This window comes from Schauerella aestuarii, assembly GCF_009866805.1.
Lineage (GTDB): Bacteria > Pseudomonadota > Gammaproteobacteria > Burkholderiales > Burkholderiaceae_B > Schauerella > Schauerella aestuarii.
The window spans coordinates 37,716-54,663 of the sequence record NZ_SIZW01000039.1 but is presented as its reverse complement, the minus strand read 5'-3'; the positions used below and the strand labels follow the sequence as shown (position 1 = coordinate 54,663).

Sequence of the window (16,948 nt, the reverse complement as noted above, 5' to 3'; positions counted from 1 at the left end):
GCGATCGTTGGGCGTTAACCTGACCCGCGGGCGCCCCACGCTCGCCTTTTATCTCACACGCCAGCTTGCTGGTGGCGATATTCCTGCGTCAATCCGCCATAGCCATAAGCCGCTGCGCGCGCATCGATCAGATGCACATACGACACCTCATGCAGATCGGGCCGCAGTGCCGCCATCGCCGCATGAATCTCACGCACATAGCGGGCCTTCTCCGCCTTGGTATTCGTTTCGTCGGTAATGCTGATATCCAGGTGAAATGCCGTGCGGTTCAAGTCCGCAAGTGTGTACCCGCCGATGAACCACGCGTCTGCCGCGATGTACTGCACCGTGACCGCCATCACGGGCTGCTGCTTGCCGAGCACCGATTGCGTAAGGCCCATCACGCGATCGACAACGTTGCGCGTCAACTGCGGATCGGGCGTGCCGGAAAGGTGAATAACGATGTGGGGCATGACGACTCCAGATAAGGAAGTGGGATGAGCGACACCCATTGTGGAGAAGATCGTGCCATTTGAATAACGGGAAGATATGATGGATATCACCCGTTTCTCACATAGATATCTCATGCCCGTTCTGGACAGCGAACAGCTCAACACCTTCGTCGCGGTAATCGATGCCGGCAGCCTTACGGCGGCGGCACCTCGCGTCTTTCTCTCGCAGTCTGCCGTGAGCGAGCAGATGCGCAAGCTCGAGGCGCGCGTCGGCGTGCCCTTGCTTACGCGCAGCAAGGTGGGCGTGACGGCAACGGCCGCAGGCGACCGGCTTGCCGTTTACGCGCGGCAGATCGTGGCGCTCTCGGATCGCGCGATGCGGGATCTGCACGACGATGCGCTCGAGGGCGAGCTCCGCCTGGGCGTGACCGACTACTTTCGCCCGGGCGATCTGGCCACCCTGCTCAGCCGCCTCAATGTGGCGTACCCCCAGCTTCGTTTGCACGTGACCGTGTTGAAGAGTGGGGCGATCGAAGCCGGTTACGCCGCGGGCGACTTCGACGTCGGCCTCACCATGCGCATTCTGCCTCCCAAGGCCGCGGCATCGGTCCCCCTCCCGCGCAAGCAGAAGGCCACGAAAACGAGCCAGTCCCTGCGACGTGAACGCCTTGTCTGGATGGGCGCATCCGGCCTCGTGCATCATCGCGATCAGCCCCTGCGATTGCTGGTGCTTCCAGATACCTGCTCGCTGCACCAGTTCACCATCAAGCGTCTGCGCGCGGCAAAGGTGCCGTTTACCGTGGCGCATGTGGCGTCCGGCGTGGCGGGCCTGCAGTCGGCCCTGGCAGCGGGATTAGGCGTGGCGTGCCTGAACGAATCCGCGCTGTGCGAAGGCGTTGCCGCGCTGGCAAGCGGACATAAGTTGCCGGCACTACCCGCCGTCGAATTTCAGTTGCTCGAGCCGCGCCATGGCGAGAGCGGCTTCGTCACCCGCGCGCGCGATATGCTGGCCGAGCAGATGGCCTAGCGCGGTGCCGCATAATGCGGATAGGTCGGGATACTGAAAAATACTGAACATGCTGGAACTGCGACGCCGGCTTGAAGGTGGCGTGCACGTAGCCGTACGCTGCAGCAAGTACACCGATCGCACATTCACCAACCACTTTCTCGGAACACCACACGTGATTCAAGACACCGCCATTGCCGTCGTGCAAAAGCAGCTCGACGCGTACAACGCCAAGGACCTGGAAACCCTGCTGCACACCTACGCGCCAGACGCGGAACAGTACGCGCTGCACGGCGAGCTTCTGGCACGCGGCCATGGGACCCTTCGCACGCGCTTCGCCGCGCGCCTTGCCGAACCCGATCTGCACGCCCGGTTGCTGTCGCGCACGGTAATGGAAAACGTCGTCAGCGATTTCGAAGTGGTCACGCGCAACTTTCCCGAAGGGCGTGGCACTGTGGAAATGCTGTGCGTGTATGAGGTGATCGATGGGCGCATTCAGCGCGCATCGTTTGCGGTGGGTAAGCCGAAGATCGAAACGCCGAGCACCTGAACAAAACAAAATTCCGGCTACGTGCGCCATGTAAAAGAAAGGCCCCTCGGATCATGCGATCCAGGGGCCTATCTACTTGCAATCACCGAATGCGCGGGACGGTGCGAACACCGCGTTCAATCAACGTCCAACAACGTCTTGCGCACTGGCTTCAACGATTACTTCTTCGCCGGCGTCACCGAGTTGGCCAGCGTGTACTGATCGCGGCGGCCTTCGTAGTTCAGATCCTTGCGGAACGCCCAGATCGTGCTTTCGAAGTGCAGCGGAATCAACGGCACATTGTCCAACGCGATTTGCGTGGCCTTCTCGTACAGCGCCTTGCGCTTGACCGGATCGACCGTGTTCGCGCCTTCGAGGTACACCTTGTCGAACTCGGCGTTGCTGAACGCACCGTAGTTGCTCGTGCCCTGACCCTTGGGCGCATCGGTCGACACCACCCACAGCTGGAACAACGCCGACGACTCACCCACTTCCGACGGCCAACCACCCATCGAGAAGCTGAAGTCGCGCTTGGCACGCTTGGAGAAGTAGATCGATGCCGTCATCGCATCCACGTTCACCTTGATACCGATGCGCGACAGGTATTGCGCCACCGCTTGCGAGATCTGACCGTCGTTTACATAGCGATCGTTGGGCGAGGAGATCGTCATCTCGAAGCCGTTCGGATAGCCCGCTTCCGCCATCAGCTTCTTGGCGCCTTCGGGGTCGTACTTGATCTCTTTCACGTTCGGCACCGTGCCAAACATGCCATCGGGCATGTATTGGTACGCGGGCGTGGCCATGCCGTCCATGATGCGGGCCACGATGGCCTTGCGATCGATGGCCATCGAGATCGCCTGGCGCACACGCACGTCAGCCAACGGGTTCTTGCCGTCTGCCGTCTTGACGAACGGCGTCGGATTGCGACCGATATCGGGTTGCCAGAAGATCAGGCGCGTCGATGGGGTCGACACGAACGAAAGCTTGGCGTTTTCCTTGATGCGCGGGAGGTCGCGCGCGGCCGGGTTTTCGATCACGTCGAAATCACCCGACAAAAGACCCGTCAAACGCGGGCCGGCGTTGGGCACCGGGATCAGGCGCACTTCTTCCCACGCGGGCTTGGTGCCCCAGTAGTTGTCGTTGCGCGTAAGCACCACGCCCGAGCCTTTCACGTAGGACTTGAGCAGATACGGACCGGAGCCCACATTGATCTTGCCGGAGTTGAAATCGCCGGCGGTGGGCCACGGACCCGTCACGCCGCAACCTTCCTTGGGCTTGTGGGTGAGCGGACCGTGCTCGACGATGCCATTCCACAGGATCGGCAACGAGCGCGCGAATTCGGCCGGCAACAACGGCAGCGGACCATTCGTCTTGACGATTACGGTGTACGGATCGGGCGTCTGCACGTCGGCCAGGCGCTTGGTCACGTCGGTGTACGACGCCGACACGTTGGTTTCGTTATTCAGCGTGCGGCAGATCGTGAACAGCACATCTTCGGACGTCAGCGGTTTGCCGTTCGAGAATTTCACATCCTTGCGCAACTTGAATTCCCAGGTCGTGTCGTCCAGCGTCTTCCACGACGTGGCCAGCGACGGCACCAGATTCATGTCGGCGTCGCGCGCGACCAGGTAGCTGTAGATGTGGGTGGCCAACGCATCGTTGGCCGTCATCTTGTGATAATTGGGGTCGGCCGAGGTCGGTTCGGCGGACAAGGCGATCTTCAGCGTCTGGGCGGAGGCCGCGCCAGTCAAACCTGCGAGGCCGATAACGCCGGCCATCAGGGCGCGGGTAGCGCGTAACTTCATAACAACTCCGGATTAATACCGACTATGGGTAACCGGGGATTATTCGTAAGGGTGCGGTCAGCGTCAATCGGGGTTTGCGCGGGCCGGACACCCTGGCCGGAAAACAGTCGTGCATGCGACGGCAAAATCGGTGATACGGTGGCGCATCTCCTCTGCGGCGCAATATGAACGCCTCATCACCGTCGAATTCTTCCTACAGCGTGCAATCGGCCACGTCGATCGGATTGCTCGCCATCCTGTTCTGGAGCGCCTCCGTAGGCCTCATTCGCACGATTGCCGAGGCATTGGGCCCCACAGGTGGGGCAGCCGTCATTTTCACCACCAGCCGGCTGCTGGGGTGTCTGGTGCGGGGATTGCCCCGGCTGAGCACATTCAACCCCATCTATCTCTTCGTGGGCGGATTGCTTTTCGTCGCCTATGAGGTGTGTCTGTCCCTCTCCATCGGCTTCGCGCACAACCGCTCGCAGGCCATGGAACTCGGGATGATCAATTATCTCTGGCCCTGCCTGACGATCCTGCTGGCCGTGCTGTGCGGGCAGCAGAGAGGATCTCTGATGCTGATCCCGGGCGCGGCGCTGTCGTTTCTGGGCATCGTGTGGGTGATGAAGGGGTCGGGAGACTGGTCGCCCGAGCTGTTTGCCGGCAACCTTCAAGACAATGCAACGGCGTATGGCCTCGCATTTGCGGCAGCCTTCCTGTGGGCGATGTACTCCGTGCTCACGCGACGCTTCGGCGGCGGCAAAAGCGGAGTGGCGTGGTTTCTTTTGGCCACCGCTGCCGTGCTGTGGACGAAGTACGCCTTGGGCGATGAGCCGCCGATTGCGATCACGCTCGAAAGCGGCGTACAGGTGCTGGTGCTGTCGATACTCACGGCTACCGGCTACTCGTGCTGGAACGTCGGCGTTCAGCACGGCCGGATCGCAGTCCTCGCGGCAGCGTCGTACTTCACCCCGGTGCTCTCGGTGCTGCTCGCCAGCCTGTGGCTGCGCACGCAACCCTCCGTAGCGTTCTGGCAGGGCGTGGTGATGGTGACTGCAGGTTCACTTGTGTGTTGGCGGGCGACGCGGCTGCCGCGTTGAAGGTGCGCGACGCGGCAATGGTGTGGGTGGTGCCTCGATGCGCTGCGCTTTCAGCACATCGATGAATGCGCGCAGCCCTGCCGGCACGTGGCGATGTCCGGGGTAGTACAAAAACAGCCCAGGAATGGCTGGCGACCAGTCGGCCAGTACCTGCTTCAATTGCCCGCTTTCCAGATACGGCTGCGCGCTGCGATCCACCACGTAGGCAATGCCCAACCCATCCACTGCCGCCTCCGTCATCAACCCCAGATGATCCAGCGTCAACGCCCCCGGCACGTCCACCTCGATTTCCTGCCCGCGCCTGGAAAACTCCCATCGATAAGGTTTGCCGCTGGGCAGCCGAAACCGAATGCACGCATGCTGCTTGAGATCATCCGGCACCTTGGGTGCGCGATGCGCCTTGAGATACGCGGGTGACGCCACCGCGATAAATCGCACGTCGCCGCCGAACGGCACGGCAATCATGTCGCGCGGCACCGCTTCACCCAGCCGCACGCCTGCGTCGAAACCACCGGCCACGATATCGGTCAACCGGCCATCGGTGGTCAGATCCAGCGCGACCTCCGGATAGCGCGCCAGAAAGGAGGGCACCACCGTCTGCAGCAGCACGCGCGCCGCCGGTTCGCTTGCATTGATCCTGATCGAACCGCTGGGCCGATCGCGAAAGGTGCCCACTTCATCCAGCGCAATACTCAAGTCCTCGAGCACCGGCCGCAGGCGGGCAACCAACTGGTCGCCCGCCTCGGTGGGCGACACACTGCGCGTGGTGCGGTTGAGCAGGCGCACGCCCATCATGCGTTCGAGCCCCCGCATCATGTGGCTCAAGCTCGATGGCGACAATCCAAGTTCATCAGCGGCCTGGCGAAAACTGCGATGCGCCACGATGGCGGCAAACGCCTTCAGATCGTTCAACGTCGGCTGTTCATTCATGGGTAATTTTCACTAACTCATGCCAGATTAGGTGGATAGTATCAGCAGCCAGATCGGCCTATCTTGATTGCCATGGACGCCGCACAAGCGTCGTCACCCCATATCAGGAGATCGACACATGGCTAAAACCTGGTTCATCACCGGCGCCTCCAAGGGCTTCGGACGCGAACTCACCGAGCGTCTGTTGGCACGCGGCGATCGCGTGGCCGCCACATTGCGCCAACCCGACGTGCTCGCGGCGCTCAAAGATCAATACGGCGACCGGCTCTGGATCGCAGCGCTCGATGTGACGGACACGGCCGCAGTTCGCGCTACCGTTGCACGCGCCTTCGCCGATCTTGGCCGCATCGACGTCGTCGTCAACAACGCGGGCTACGCTTTATTCGGCGCGGCAGAGGAGGCCAGCGACGAGCAGATCCGCCAGCAGATCGATACCAACCTCATCGGTTCCATTCAGGTCATTCGCGCGGCGTTGCCGTTTTTGCGCGAGCAGGGCGGTGGCCGCATTCTGCAGATCTCATCGGAAGGCGGGCAGATCGCCTATCCCAACTTCAGCCTGTATCACACAACCAAATGGGCGATCGAAGGGTTCGTCGAATCCGTGGCGCAAGAAGTTGCGCCGTTCGGAATCACCTTCACGCTTGTCGAACCCGGCCCCGCCAAGACCGCTTTTGCCGGGGGGCTGGTCACTGCCGATCCGATGCCGGTCTACGACGCCACGCCGGCCGGCGACGTACGGCGCGGGCTGGCAGACGGCTCGTTTGCCGTGACGGGCGATCCGGTAAAGATGGTGACTGCCATGATCGATTGCGCAGACGCAGCGTCGCCACCGAAACGGTTGCTGCTGGGAAGCGGCGCTTACGACCGCGTGCATGCGGCGCTGACGGCGCGGTTGGAGGAACTGGGGACGAACAAGGCGATTACGATGTCGACTGAGATCGACGCGTAAGAACGATCTGCCTCCAACGGATCTCGTCCGTTGAGCGTCATCGCAAGTAGCGTGGCGGTAGCGTGGCCGGGCCGCCGAGGTCGGAATGCGATGCAACCTCGGCCCACGCTTCACCCTCCCGCGCGCATAAAAAAGGCCCTCTGCAAAGAGGGCCTTTCTGTATCACGCGTTCAAGCGCGCGACGGCAAACCGAGCCGCATCAAATATCGATGTTCCCCGCCTGCAGCGCATGCGTTTCGATAAACGCGCGACGCGGTTCCACATCGTCGCCCATCAACGTGGTGAACATCGTGTCCGCAGCAATCGCGTCTTCAATCTGCACGCGCAACAAACGGCGCACTTTGGGGTCCATCGTGGTTTCCCACAACTGCGCGGGGTTCATTTCACCCAGACCCTTGTAGCGTTGCTTGCTGACGGCCTTGTCGGCTTCGGCGCGCAACCATTGCATCGCTTCGCGGAAGTCGGAGATGGGCTGCTCCTTACGGCGATCGCCTTCACCGCGCGCCACCACCGCACCCGCGCCGACGAGGCCCAGGAAGGTCGCGGCCGACTTGGCGAGAATGCCGTAGTCGGTGCCATCGACGAAGTTCGAGTCGATCATGCTCACGCGGATATTGCCGTGATGCATGCGGCGAATCATCAAGCGATACTTCTCGCTCGGCTCGTCGTATTCGGCAGCCACACTGATCGTGTTGGGCAGGAGCGGATCGATCAAGGCGTTTTGCAAACGCAACGCCGAGTTGGTCGCTTTCTCTTCGTTCTCGAGGCTGATCGAAACGCCTTCGGCAATGGCCGATAGCGCAGCTTCGTCCACCAGGCGCGTCGCGCGATCGATCACGGCGTCGGCCAACGTGTACTGACGCGCGAGTTCGGTGAGGGCATCGCCACGGATGGGATCGCCACCGGCGGGGATCACTTCAGCGTCGCGCAGCGCCACGTTGAGCATGAACGAGGCTTCTTCGGCGGCATCCTTCAGGTAGCGCTCTTCGCGGCCGTACTTGACCTTGTAGAGCGGCGGCTGCGCGATGTACACGTAGCCGCGATCGACCAGCTCGGGCATCTGGCGATACAGCAACGTCAGGAGCAGCGTGCGGATGTGCGCGCCGTCGACGTCGGCATCGGTCATGATGATGATGCGGTGATAACGCAGCTTCTCGACGTTGAAGTCCGGGCCGATGCTCGTGCCCAACGCGGTGATGAGCGTGGCGATCTGTTCGCTCGCCACCAGGCGGTCGAAGCGGGCCTTCTCAACGTTGAGCACCTTGCCGCGCAGCGGCAGGATGGCCTGGAATTTGCGGTCGCGGCCTTGCTTGGCCGAGCCGCCGGCGGAGTCACCCTCGACGATGTAGATTTCGCACAAGGCGGGATCTTTCTCTTGGCAGTCGGCGAGCTTGCCGGGCAAGCCTGCGCCTTCCAGCACGCTCTTGCGACGCGTCATTTCGCGCGCCTTGCGGGCGGCTTCACGTGCACGCGCAGCTTCGATCACCTTGCCGCACATGGCTTTGGCGTCGATCGGGTGCTCGAGCAACCACGTTTCCAGCGTACGGCCCACCGCGTCTTCGACGGCAGGGCGCACTTCGCTGGACACGAGCTTGTCTTTCGTCTGGCTGCTGAACTTCGGCTCAGGCACCTTCACCGACAGCACGCACGACAAGCCTTCGCGCATGTCGTCGCCGGTGGTTTCCACCTTGGCCTTCTTGGCCAGTTCGTTGTCCGCAATGTACTTGTTGATCACGCGCGTCATGGCGGCGCGCAGCCCCGTCATGTGCGTGCCGCCGTCGCGTTGCGGGATGTTGTTGGTGAAGCACAGCACGCTTTCGCTGTAGCCGTCGTTCCACTGCATCGCCACTTCGACGCCCACGCTCGTGCCGCCCACGCTGGACTCGGCTTCCACCGCGAACACGTTCGGGTGCAGCACCGTCTTGGCGCGGTTGATGTACTCGACGAAACCGCGCACGCCACCCGAGAACGCGAAGTTCTCTTCCTTGCCCTGACGCTCGTCGACCAGGCGAATCTTCGTGCCGTTATTCAGAAACGACAATTCGCGCAGGCGCTTGGCCAGAATTTCGTAGTGGTATTCGATGTTGTTGAAAATGGTGGCATCGGCCAGATAGCGCACTTCGGTACCGCGCTTTTCGGTATCGCCCGTCACGGTCAGCGGCTCGACGCGCGCGCCTTGACGGAACTCCATCTGGTGCACTTTGCCGTTGCGGCGAATCGTCAGCCGCAACCATTCCGACAACGCGTTCACGCACGACACACCCACGCCGTGCAACCCGCCCGAAACCTTGTACGAGTTCTGGTCGAACTTGCCGCCGGCGTGCAGCTCGGTCATGACGATTTCGGCGGCACTGCGGTGAAACTCGTCATCCTTGTGGATGTCGGTGGGAATGCCGCGGCCGTTATCGGTAACCGAAATCGAATTGTCGGTGTGGATCGTGACGACGATATCGTCGCAATGTCCCGCCAACGCTTCATCGATGGCGTTATCGACAACTTCGAACACCATGTGATGCAGGCCGGTGCCATCGGACGTATCGCCGATGTACATGCCGGGGCGCTTGCGCACGGCCTCCAGGCCCTTGAGCATCTTGATGGAATCGGCGCCGTAACCGGCGTTGTCGGGAGTGGCGTTCTGTTGATCTGACATAACTTGAAGGGGATCACCTTATAAACGGCCTTGCGGCCTGACCGTTGCCGGACCTTCCGGCAACGGCGACGAAACGCATCAACTGTGCGACAGGAGGTCGCTCAGATGCGCATCGGCATGACGACGTATTTGAACTGGTCGTCTTCGGGCAGCGTGATGAGCGCGGAGGCGTTGGCGTCCGGCATCACCGACCACGTAATCTGGTCGGTTTTCACATTGCCCAGCACATCGAGCAGGTAGCTGACGTTGAAGCCAACGTCCAGCGGCTCGAAGCTGTAATCGATATCGATTTCTTCCTGCGCCTCTTCCTGCTCGGCGTTGGAAGACGAGATTTTCATCAGATGTTCGCCCAACTGCAGACGTACACCCTTGAACTTATCGGTGGTGAGAATGGCGGCGCGCTGCAGACTGCCTTGCAACGCTTCGCGGCTCACGCCGAAATGACGCGTGTAGTTGGTAGGGATGACGCGCGTGAAGTCGGGGAATTTACCTTCCACGAGCTTGGACACCAACTCGATATCGCTGAAGCGGAAACGGATCTGGCCCGGTGCCACGTCGATCGACACCGGCTCTTCGGTATCGCTCAGCAACCGCTGCATTTCGAGCACGGTCTTGCGCGGCACGATCACTTCGTGGCGCGCCTCGATGCCATCGGCAACGGTGGCGCAATGCGCCAGACGGTGACCATCGGTGGCGACCGCACGCACGTGACCGGGTTCGAACACCAGCAGCATGCCGTTCAGGTAATAACGGATGTCTTGCTGCGCCATCGCGAAGTGCACCATATTGAGCACATGACGCAGCGTCTTTTGCGGCATCGTCAACGACACATCCCACTGCTCGGGCTGGGCCACGGTGGGGAACTCGGTCGCGGCCAACGTCTGCAGGTTGAACCGGCTCTTCGCCGTTTGCACGGACAGCTTGTTGCTCGCCAGCCCCAACCGTACGTCGCCCGTGCCGGGCAACGCCTTGAGGATATCGAGCAACTTGCGCGCCGCGACGGTGATGGACTCGTTGTCCTGACCGACGCCGAAATCGGCATGCGTGGTGATCTGCACTTCGAGGTCGGTCGCGATGAACGACACGCGATTGCCCTCTTTGCGCATGAGGATGTTCGCGAGGATCGGCAGGGTATGGCGTCTTTCGACGATGCCCGCCACGATCGACAACGGTTTGAGCAACGCATCGCGCGGTGTTTGTACGAGTTGCATGTTCATCCTTTTAGAGTTTGTTCCAACACGTGCAGGGTATGGTTGAGCTCCGCCTGTTTGGCGCGGGCGTCGGAAATCTTGCGAACGGCATGCAAGACCGTCGTGTGATCACGGCCTCCGAAGAGGTCGCCGATTTCCGGAAGGCTTTTTTGGGTCAACTCCTTGGCCAGGTACATCGCCACCTGGCGCGGCAACGCAATATTGGCGGGCCGGCGTTTCGAATACATGTCGGCGACCTTGATTTTGTAGAAATCGGCCACCGTCTTCTGAATATTCTCGACCGTGATCTGCCCGTTCGACACCGACAGCAGATCCTTCAACGCGTCCTTGCACACGTCCACCGTCAGCACGTCGCGACCGTGAAAGCGCGCATACGCCAACACCTTGCGCAGTGCCCCTTCGAGCTCACGCACGTTGCTGCGCAGATGCTTGGCGATGAAGAACGCCACTTCCTCGGGCATCGGCACGCCTTCGGACTCGGCCTTGCGCAGCAAAATGGCCACGCGCATCTCGAGTTCGGGCGGCTCGATCGCCACCGTGAGACCAGAGTCGAACCGCGAGATCAAACGGCTATCGATACCGGCGAGTTCCTTCGGATACGTGTCGCTGGTGATGATGATCTGCTTGCGCTGCGCCACCATCGCTTCGAACGCGTAGAAGAACTCTTCCTGCGTGCGGTTCTTGCCCGAGAAAAACTGGATATCGTCGATCAGCAGCAGATCGAGCGAGTGGTAATACCGCTTGAAATCGTCGAACGCCTTGCGCTGGTACGCCTTGACCACATCGGACACGTATTGGTCGGCATGCACATAGCGCACGCGCACACCCGTGCCAGCCGCGACCATGGCATTGCCGATGGCGTGGATCAAGTGCGTTTTACCCAGACCGACGCCGCCGTACAGAAACAACGGGTTGTACGAAATGCCCGGATTTTCGGCGACCTGCAAAGCGGCCGCGCGGGCCAGCTGGTTGGCCTTACCCGTGACGAAATTGTCGAACGTCAGATCCGTATTCAGCCGCGACCGTTCGTAGACGATGTTGGCGGCATCCGCCTGCGCCTGCGCCGACGAGACGCCGGGTGCGGACGCGCCTGAATGCACGGGCGCGGAAGGCGCAACCGGTGCCGAGGCGCCTGAGTGCATGGGCGTGCCCGAGTAGGGCGGTGCGGCCGACGGCAACGATGCGGGCGGGGGCGTATCCAGACTCGGGTTGTAGCCCGGTGGAAGGGGTGCCTGCTGCCCGAATGCGGGACCGGTTCCGGGGCTGTGCATGCCGTTGGCCGGACCGCTCGGGGGCGCGTAGTGTTGCGCAGGAGCGGCGTGCACGTGCTGGGCGGGCACCGTCATCGCGTGCGCAGCGCTCGTAGGCGTAGGCGCGCGCGTGGGCTGCGCAATGCGCGGTGCACCCGACTGCGATGGCAATTCGAACAAGACTTGCACCGGACGCTGGAACCATTCGGCCGCAATCGTCTCTATCTGATGTGAAAAATTCTTGCGCACCCAATCCAACTTGAAGCGGTTGGGCGCAGCCACACGCAGCACCGCCGACGACTCATCGAAGTCGAGCGGAACCAGTGGACGAATCCACGCACTGATCTGTTGGGGGGGGTAATCCTGCTCAAGGCGACTGACGCAGGTCTGCCAGAAATCTTTCATGTCGCTCGCTATTCAAACCTCGATTCTACCTTGCCTCGGCCCCAGTTATCCACAGGCTGTGCCATTTGCGCGCACTGACAGCCCGGCTAACTGTTTGACAAGCAAGAGAAAACTTGCTGAAATGCTGGGCTTTGCCGAATTCTGTCTGTCAGAAGGTTGGATGCGTCATGGCGTAGCGCCGTGGGCACCGTCTTTATACCCGCCGGGCAGGACCCTTCTGACTTGTTCTTTGTGGATCTTTCATGAAACGCACTTATCAACCTTCCGTTACCCGTCGCAAGCGCACCCACGGTTTCCGTCTTCGCATGAAAACCCGTTCGGGCCGTGCCGTTCTGAGCGCCCGTCGCGCCAAGGGCCGCAAGCGCCTGGCCGTCTAATCGCTGCCGACGGATTCGGCCGCGATCTGCGGACGCCGTCCGTGAACGCCGGTGATGCCTCGCAAGACGCGATAGCCCACCCCGATGCGCTCGCCGCATCGACTCGGGGTCTTTATCGCTTTCCGCCCGAAGCTCGCCTGCATCGCCCCTCGGAGTTTGCTGCCGCGCTGAAAGGCCGGCGGTTGGCGCGAGGGGCTTTTTTCGTATTGACGTCGGCAGCAGCAGCGCCGGCGCAAGATACGGCGCGGCTTGGATTGATCATCGCCAAGCGCTTCGCACCGCACGCGTCCACGCGCAATGCCATCAAGCGGGCGATTCGCGAATCGTTTCGCATGACGCGGCATACCTTGCCGGTGGCCGATTATGTCGTGCGGCTCAACGCCCGCGTGCCGGAGGGGTCGCTGACGCACATCAAGCGCACCACCCGCGACGAGGCCGATGGGCATTTCAGGCGCGTCAAACGATGATCAAGGCCCTTGTCATCGCACCGATCCGGTTCTACAGGTTTTTTCTCAGCCCGTGGATCGGGCGACAATGCCGCTTTACGCCGTCCTGTTCGGCGTATGCGATCGAGGCGATCGAACAACACGGCGCGCTTAAGGGCGTCTGGCTGGGCCTTCGCCGTATCGGTCGTTGCAACCCGTTCAGTCCGGGCGGCTACGACCCCGTCCCTCCCGCCGGTTCGACCGGGGAGGCCTCCTGCTGCGCCCGTCACGGCCGCGCTCGCCACGAATAAAGCTAAACTCGTGGGCTTTGCAAGTCCGCTCTTCACTTTGTAGGCACCATGGATATCCGACGTACCGTCCTCTGGATGATCTTCTCTTTCTCGTTGTTGCTGCTGTGGAACAACTGGCAGGTTCAACACGGTAAACAGTCGCTGTTCGGTGGCCCTGCGCCCACGAGCCAGGTCGAGCCGTCGCGCACGACCGACAAAACGACGCCCTCGATCCCCAATTCGCCTCAGCAGGCCGCCATTGCGGCAAGCGATGCCGTTCCGGGCGCCACTGGCACCGCAGGCAACGCGCAGAGCCAGGAAATCGTCATCGAAAGCGATGTGCTGCGTCTGACGTTCAGCACCGCCGGCGCGCAGCTCGTGCGGGCCGAGATGCTCAAGTACCCGGTTTCCGGACTCGATCAGCCGTTCGTGCTGTTGGATAATTCCAACGCCCTGCATTACATCGTGCAGTCGGGCACTGTCGGCGCGGGTACTGGCCAGAGCTTCCCCACGCACCAGACGCCGTTCCGCATGACGTCGACCGAGCGCACGATGAACGGTGAAAACCTCGTCGTCACGTTCGAAGGCGAGTCAGGTGGCCTGAAGGTCATCAAGACGTTCACGTTGCACCGCGGCGCCTACGCCATCGACGTCAAGCATCAGCTCGTGAACACCGGTTCGGCCGAGGTCAATCCCGCCCTGTACCTGCAGCTCGAGCGCGACGGCAACGATCCTTCGGATACGTCGAGCTTCTATCACACGTTCACCGGCATGGCCGTCTACTCGGAACAAGAGAAGTTCCAGAAGATGACCTTCTCGGACATCAACAAAGGCAAGGCCGCCTACGTCAAGCAAGCCGACAACGGCTGGATCGGCGTGGTGCAGCATTACTTCGCCAGCGCCTGGGTGCCGCCGCAAGGCAAGCAACGCACCAACGAAGTGCTGAAGGTATCGGAAAACCTGTACGCCGCCCGCTCGATCGAATCCGTGGGTGCCATTGCCCCGGGCGCGACCGCATCGGTGGATTCGCACCTGTGGGTTGGCCCGCAAGATCAGAAAGCCCTGGCCGCCTTGGCCCCCGGCCTGGATCTGGTGGTCGACTATGGTTGGCTCACCATCATCGCCAAGCCGATCTTCGGTCTCCTGACCTGGTTGCACTCGCTGCTGGGCAACTGGGGCTGGGCCATCGTGGCGCTCACGGTGCTGATCAAGGCCGTGTTCTATCCCCTGGCCGCCGCCAGCTACAAATCGATGGCGCGCATGAAGGCGGTATCGCCGCGTTTGATGGCGCTGAAAGAGAAGTACGGCGACGACAAGCAAAAGCTCAACACCGCGATGATGGAGATGTATCGCACCGAAAAGATCAATCCTTTGGGCGGTTGCTTGCCCATGGTGGTGCAGATCCCGGTCTTCATTTCGCTGTACTGGGTGCTGCTGGCCAGCGTGGAAATGCGCGGTGCACCGTGGATCCTGTGGGTGCATGACCTGTCGGTGCGCGACCCCTGGTTCATCCTGCCCGCCATCATGATGGCCACGATGTTCCTGCAGATCAAACTCAACCCGACGCCTCCGGATCCCATCCAGGCCAAGGTCATGATGATCATGCCGTTGGTGTTCGGTGGCATGATGTTCTTCTTCCCGGCCGGTCTGGTGCTGTACTGGTGCGTCAACAACACGTTGTCGATCGCTCAGCAGTACTACATCACCAAGAAGATGGAAAACGCGACCAAATCGCAAACGGCCGTCACCGCCAAGCGCTGATCGTCGTACAAGGAAAAACCCGGGCCGCTCATCGCGGTGCCGGGTTTTTTTTCGTCCGTGAGCCGCCCGACTCACGGAAGGTGTGGCGCAGGTGAAAACCAACCAAGGCCGCCTTCGATCCGGCTAGATCGCGCTTCCGTTCAGCTATCGCGTCGCCTTCCATGCTGCGCCATCCCGGGCTCGATCATTGGCAATAGCTATCGATTTTTAAACAACAATCAATTTCCCCTTTGGCTGAGCAGTCTTTACGATTCGTTCCTAGCTTGCAACGACCGCCTGCGTCCCGGCGGTTGCGCACAATCTCAAGGAGTGAACGTGAGCGATAAGACACTGACCAATGCCGCCGGCGCCCCCATCGCCTCCAACAATCATTCGATGACCGCCGGCCCCCGCGGCCCGGTGCTGCTGCAAGACGTGTGGCTGATCGAAAAACTGGCCCATTTCGCCCGGGAACGGATTCCTGAGCGTGTCGTGCATGCCAAAGGTTCGGGCGCGTTCGGCACGTTTACCGTCACGCAGGACATCAGCAAATACTCACGCGCCAAGATTTTCTCGGAAGTCGGCAAGCAAACGCCCGTCTTCCTGCGTTTCTCGACCGTCGCCGGTGAACGTGGCGCAGCCGACGCCGAGCGCGACGTGCGTGGCTTCGCCGTAAAGTTCTACACCGATGAAGGGAACTGGGATCTGGTGGGCAACAACACGCCCGTCTTCTTCGTGCGCGATCCGCTCAAGTTCGCGGACTTCATCCACACGCAAAAGCGCGATCCGCAGACCAACCTGCGCAGTGCGACCGCAGCATGGGATTTCTGGTCGCTGAGCCCGGAATCGCTGCACCAGGTAACGATCCTGATGAGCGATCGCGGCCTGCCGAAAAATTATCGCCAGCAACACGGGTTCGGCTCGCACACGTACAGCTTCGTCAACGCCGATGGCGAGCGCTTCTGGGTGAAGTTCCATTTCCGCTCGGAGCAGGGCGTCGAGAACTACACCGACCAGGAAGCGGCGGATGTGGTGGCCGGCGACCGCGAAAGCGCGCAACGCGATCTGTTCAATCACATCGCCAATGGCGTCTTCCCGCGCTGGACCTTGAAGGTGCAGATCATGCCGGAGGCCGACGCCGCCACGTATCACATCAATCCGTTCGATTTGACCAAAGTGTGGCCGCACGGCGACTACCCATTGATCGAGGTGGGCACGCTCGAACTCAATCGCAACCCGGACAACTATTTCGGCGATGTGGAGCAAGCCGCGCTCACCCCCGCCAACGTCGTACCCGGTATCGACTATTCGCCGGACAAAATGCTGCAGGGCCGCCTTTTCTCGTACGGCGATGCGCAGCGCTACCGCTTGGGCGTGAATCATCACCAGATCCCGGTCAATCAGCCGCGCTGTCCCATGCATAGCTTCCATCGCGATGGAGGCATGCGCGCCGACGGCAATCTGGGCGGCACCAAGAACTACGAGCCCAACAGCTACGGCCAATGGAAGGAAACACCCTCGGCCGCCGAACCGCCTTTGGCGTTGGACGGTCAAGCCGCCGACCGCTGGAATCACCGGGTGGACGACGACTATTACTCGCAGCCGGGCAACCTGTTCCGCCTGATGACGGACGACGAGAAGGCGCGTCTTTTTGCCAACATCGGTCGCCATATGGCCGACGTCCCCGAAGAAATTCAGCGCCGTCAGCTCGAACATTTCCGCCGCGCCGATCCGGCGTACGCGGAGGGCGTGGCAAAGGCCTTGGGTCTTGCGCTGCGTGAGGAAGTCCCGGCATAAGGCTTATGCCAGACTGAGCGTGGGCCGTGCGGCATCAAGTGCTGCACGGCCCTTTTTCATGCCGCGACGTCGAT

Annotated in this window: 15 protein-coding genes; 9 read left to right on the top strand and 6 right to left on the bottom strand. The window is 61.4% G+C overall.

The genetic code is table 11. From position 1 onward, the window contains the following. Nucleotides 1-53: 53 nt before the first annotated feature. A complete protein-coding gene (locus EYW45_RS03325) occupies nucleotides 54-452 on the bottom strand; it encodes a tautomerase family protein (RefSeq protein ID WP_161133966.1) in 399 nt (132 codons plus the stop codon). Between the two features lie 112 nt (nucleotides 453-564). Between EYW45_RS03325 and EYW45_RS03320 the strand changes: the two genes are divergently transcribed. Beyond that, complete coding sequence (locus tag EYW45_RS03320) at nucleotides 565-1,458, top strand: LysR family transcriptional regulator (RefSeq protein ID WP_161133965.1); 894 nt, start codon at nucleotides 565-567, stop codon at nucleotides 1,456-1,458. A 154-nt stretch (nucleotides 1,459-1,612) separates the two neighbouring features. Continuing rightward, entirely contained in the window at nucleotides 1,613-1,987 is a 375-nt protein-coding gene (locus tag EYW45_RS03315) for a nuclear transport factor 2 family protein (RefSeq protein ID WP_328703586.1), read from the top strand. A 158-nt stretch (nucleotides 1,988-2,145) separates the two neighbouring features. On the opposite strand, the gene EYW45_RS03310 is transcribed toward EYW45_RS03315, so the two are convergent. After that, on the bottom strand, nucleotides 2,146-3,771 hold the full coding sequence (locus EYW45_RS03310; RefSeq protein ID WP_161133963.1) for an ABC transporter substrate-binding protein: 1,626 nt from the start codon (nucleotides 3,769-3,771) through the stop codon (nucleotides 2,146-2,148). 164 nt (nucleotides 3,772-3,935) lie between these two features. Here EYW45_RS03310 and yddG point away from each other — a divergent pair, with 164 nt between their 5' ends. Next, the gene (gene yddG / locus EYW45_RS03305) at nucleotides 3,936-4,850 is read left to right on the top strand and encodes an aromatic amino acid DMT transporter YddG (RefSeq protein ID WP_161133962.1); all 915 of its coding nucleotides are present in this window, start codon (nucleotides 3,936-3,938) and stop codon (nucleotides 4,848-4,850) included. Here yddG and EYW45_RS03300 read toward each other — a convergent pair. After that, nucleotides 4,812-5,780, bottom strand: a complete 969-nt coding sequence (locus tag EYW45_RS03300) for a LysR family transcriptional regulator (protein WP_161133961.1) — start codon at nucleotides 5,778-5,780, stop codon at nucleotides 4,812-4,814. The genes yddG and EYW45_RS03300 overlap by 39 nt on opposite strands. A gap of 118 nt (nucleotides 5,781-5,898) precedes the next feature. Between EYW45_RS03300 and EYW45_RS03295 the strand changes: the two genes are divergently transcribed. Further along, complete coding sequence (locus EYW45_RS03295; RefSeq protein ID WP_161133960.1) at nucleotides 5,899-6,729, top strand: SDR family oxidoreductase; 831 nt, start codon at nucleotides 5,899-5,901, stop codon at nucleotides 6,727-6,729. Between the two features lie 199 nt (nucleotides 6,730-6,928). On the opposite strand, the gene gyrB is transcribed toward EYW45_RS03295, so the two are convergent. From gyrB to dnaA, 3 genes are all read right to left on the bottom strand, one after another. Then, on the bottom strand, nucleotides 6,929-9,379 hold the full coding sequence (gene gyrB, locus EYW45_RS03290; RefSeq protein WP_161133959.1) for a DNA topoisomerase (ATP-hydrolyzing) subunit B: 2,451 nt from the start codon (nucleotides 9,377-9,379) through the stop codon (nucleotides 6,929-6,931). A 101-nt stretch (nucleotides 9,380-9,480) separates the two neighbouring features. Then, nucleotides 9,481-10,590 carry a DNA polymerase III subunit beta gene (gene dnaN, locus EYW45_RS03285; RefSeq protein ID WP_161133958.1) on the bottom strand — a complete coding sequence of 370 codons (1,110 nt, stop codon included), beginning with the start codon at nucleotides 10,588-10,590 and terminating at the stop codon, nucleotides 9,481-9,483. A gap of 2 nt (nucleotides 10,591-10,592) precedes the next feature. Further along, nucleotides 10,593-12,245, bottom strand: a complete 1,653-nt coding sequence (gene dnaA / locus EYW45_RS03280) for a chromosomal replication initiator protein DnaA (protein ID WP_161133957.1) — start codon at nucleotides 12,243-12,245, stop codon at nucleotides 10,593-10,595. A 242-nt stretch (nucleotides 12,246-12,487) separates the two neighbouring features. Here dnaA and rpmH point away from each other — a divergent pair, with 242 nt between their 5' ends. The 5 genes from rpmH (at nucleotide 12,488) to EYW45_RS03255 (ending at nucleotide 16,874) form a co-directional block, all read left to right on the top strand. Beyond that, entirely contained in the window at nucleotides 12,488-12,622 is a 135-nt protein-coding gene (rpmH, locus tag EYW45_RS03275) for a 50S ribosomal protein L34 (protein ID WP_161133956.1), read from the top strand. 71 nt (nucleotides 12,623-12,693) lie between these two features. Continuing rightward, complete coding sequence (rnpA, locus tag EYW45_RS03270) at nucleotides 12,694-13,089, top strand: ribonuclease P protein component (protein ID WP_161134563.1); 396 nt, start codon at nucleotides 12,694-12,696, stop codon at nucleotides 13,087-13,089. Then, a complete protein-coding gene (gene yidD / locus EYW45_RS03265; protein ID WP_161133955.1) occupies nucleotides 13,086-13,358 on the top strand; it encodes a membrane protein insertion efficiency factor YidD in 273 nt (90 codons plus the stop codon). The genes rnpA and yidD overlap by 4 nt, the downstream gene beginning before the upstream one ends. Nucleotides 13,359-13,406: 48 nt before the next feature. Then, entirely contained in the window at nucleotides 13,407-15,098 is a 1,692-nt protein-coding gene (yidC, locus tag EYW45_RS03260) for a membrane protein insertase YidC (RefSeq protein WP_161133954.1), read from the top strand. A 315-nt stretch (nucleotides 15,099-15,413) separates the two neighbouring features. Beyond that, on the top strand, nucleotides 15,414-16,874 hold the full coding sequence (locus EYW45_RS03255) for a catalase (RefSeq protein ID WP_161133953.1): 1,461 nt from the start codon (nucleotides 15,414-15,416) through the stop codon (nucleotides 16,872-16,874). Nucleotides 16,875-16,948 lie beyond the last annotated feature (74 nt).

Excerpts from the sequence above, each read along its gene's own strand:
- EYW45_RS03325 (WP_161133966.1), bottom strand. The coding sequence starts at position 452 with ATGCCCCACATCGTTATTCACCTTTCCGGCACGCCCGATCCGCAGTTG.
- EYW45_RS03320 (WP_161133965.1), top strand. The coding sequence starts at position 565 with ATGCCCGTTCTGGACAGCGAACAGCTCAACACCTTCGTCGCGGTAATC.
- EYW45_RS03310 (WP_161133963.1), bottom strand. The coding sequence starts at position 3,771 with ATGAAGTTACGCGCTACCCGCGCCCTGATGGCCGGCGTTATCGGCCTC.
- yddG (WP_161133962.1), top strand. The coding sequence starts at position 3,936 with ATGAACGCCTCATCACCGTCGAATTCTTCCTACAGCGTGCAATCGGCC.
- EYW45_RS03300 (WP_161133961.1), bottom strand. The coding sequence starts at position 5,780 with ATGAATGAACAGCCGACGTTGAACGATCTGAAGGCGTTTGCCGCCATC.
- EYW45_RS03295 (WP_161133960.1), top strand. The coding sequence starts at position 5,899 with ATGGCTAAAACCTGGTTCATCACCGGCGCCTCCAAGGGCTTCGGACGC.
- gyrB (WP_161133959.1), bottom strand. The coding sequence starts at position 9,379 with ATGTCAGATCAACAGAACGCCACTCCCGACAACGCCGGTTACGGCGCC.
- dnaN (WP_161133958.1), bottom strand. The coding sequence starts at position 10,590 with ATGCAACTCGTACAAACACCGCGCGATGCGTTGCTCAAACCGTTGTCG.
- dnaA (WP_161133957.1), bottom strand. The coding sequence starts at position 12,245 with ATGAAAGATTTCTGGCAGACCTGCGTCAGTCGCCTTGAGCAGGATTAC.
- rpmH (WP_161133956.1), top strand. The coding sequence starts at position 12,488 with ATGAAACGCACTTATCAACCTTCCGTTACCCGTCGCAAGCGCACCCAC.
- yidD (WP_161133955.1), top strand. The coding sequence starts at position 13,086 with ATGATCAAGGCCCTTGTCATCGCACCGATCCGGTTCTACAGGTTTTTT.
- yidC (WP_161133954.1), top strand. The coding sequence starts at position 13,407 with ATGGATATCCGACGTACCGTCCTCTGGATGATCTTCTCTTTCTCGTTG.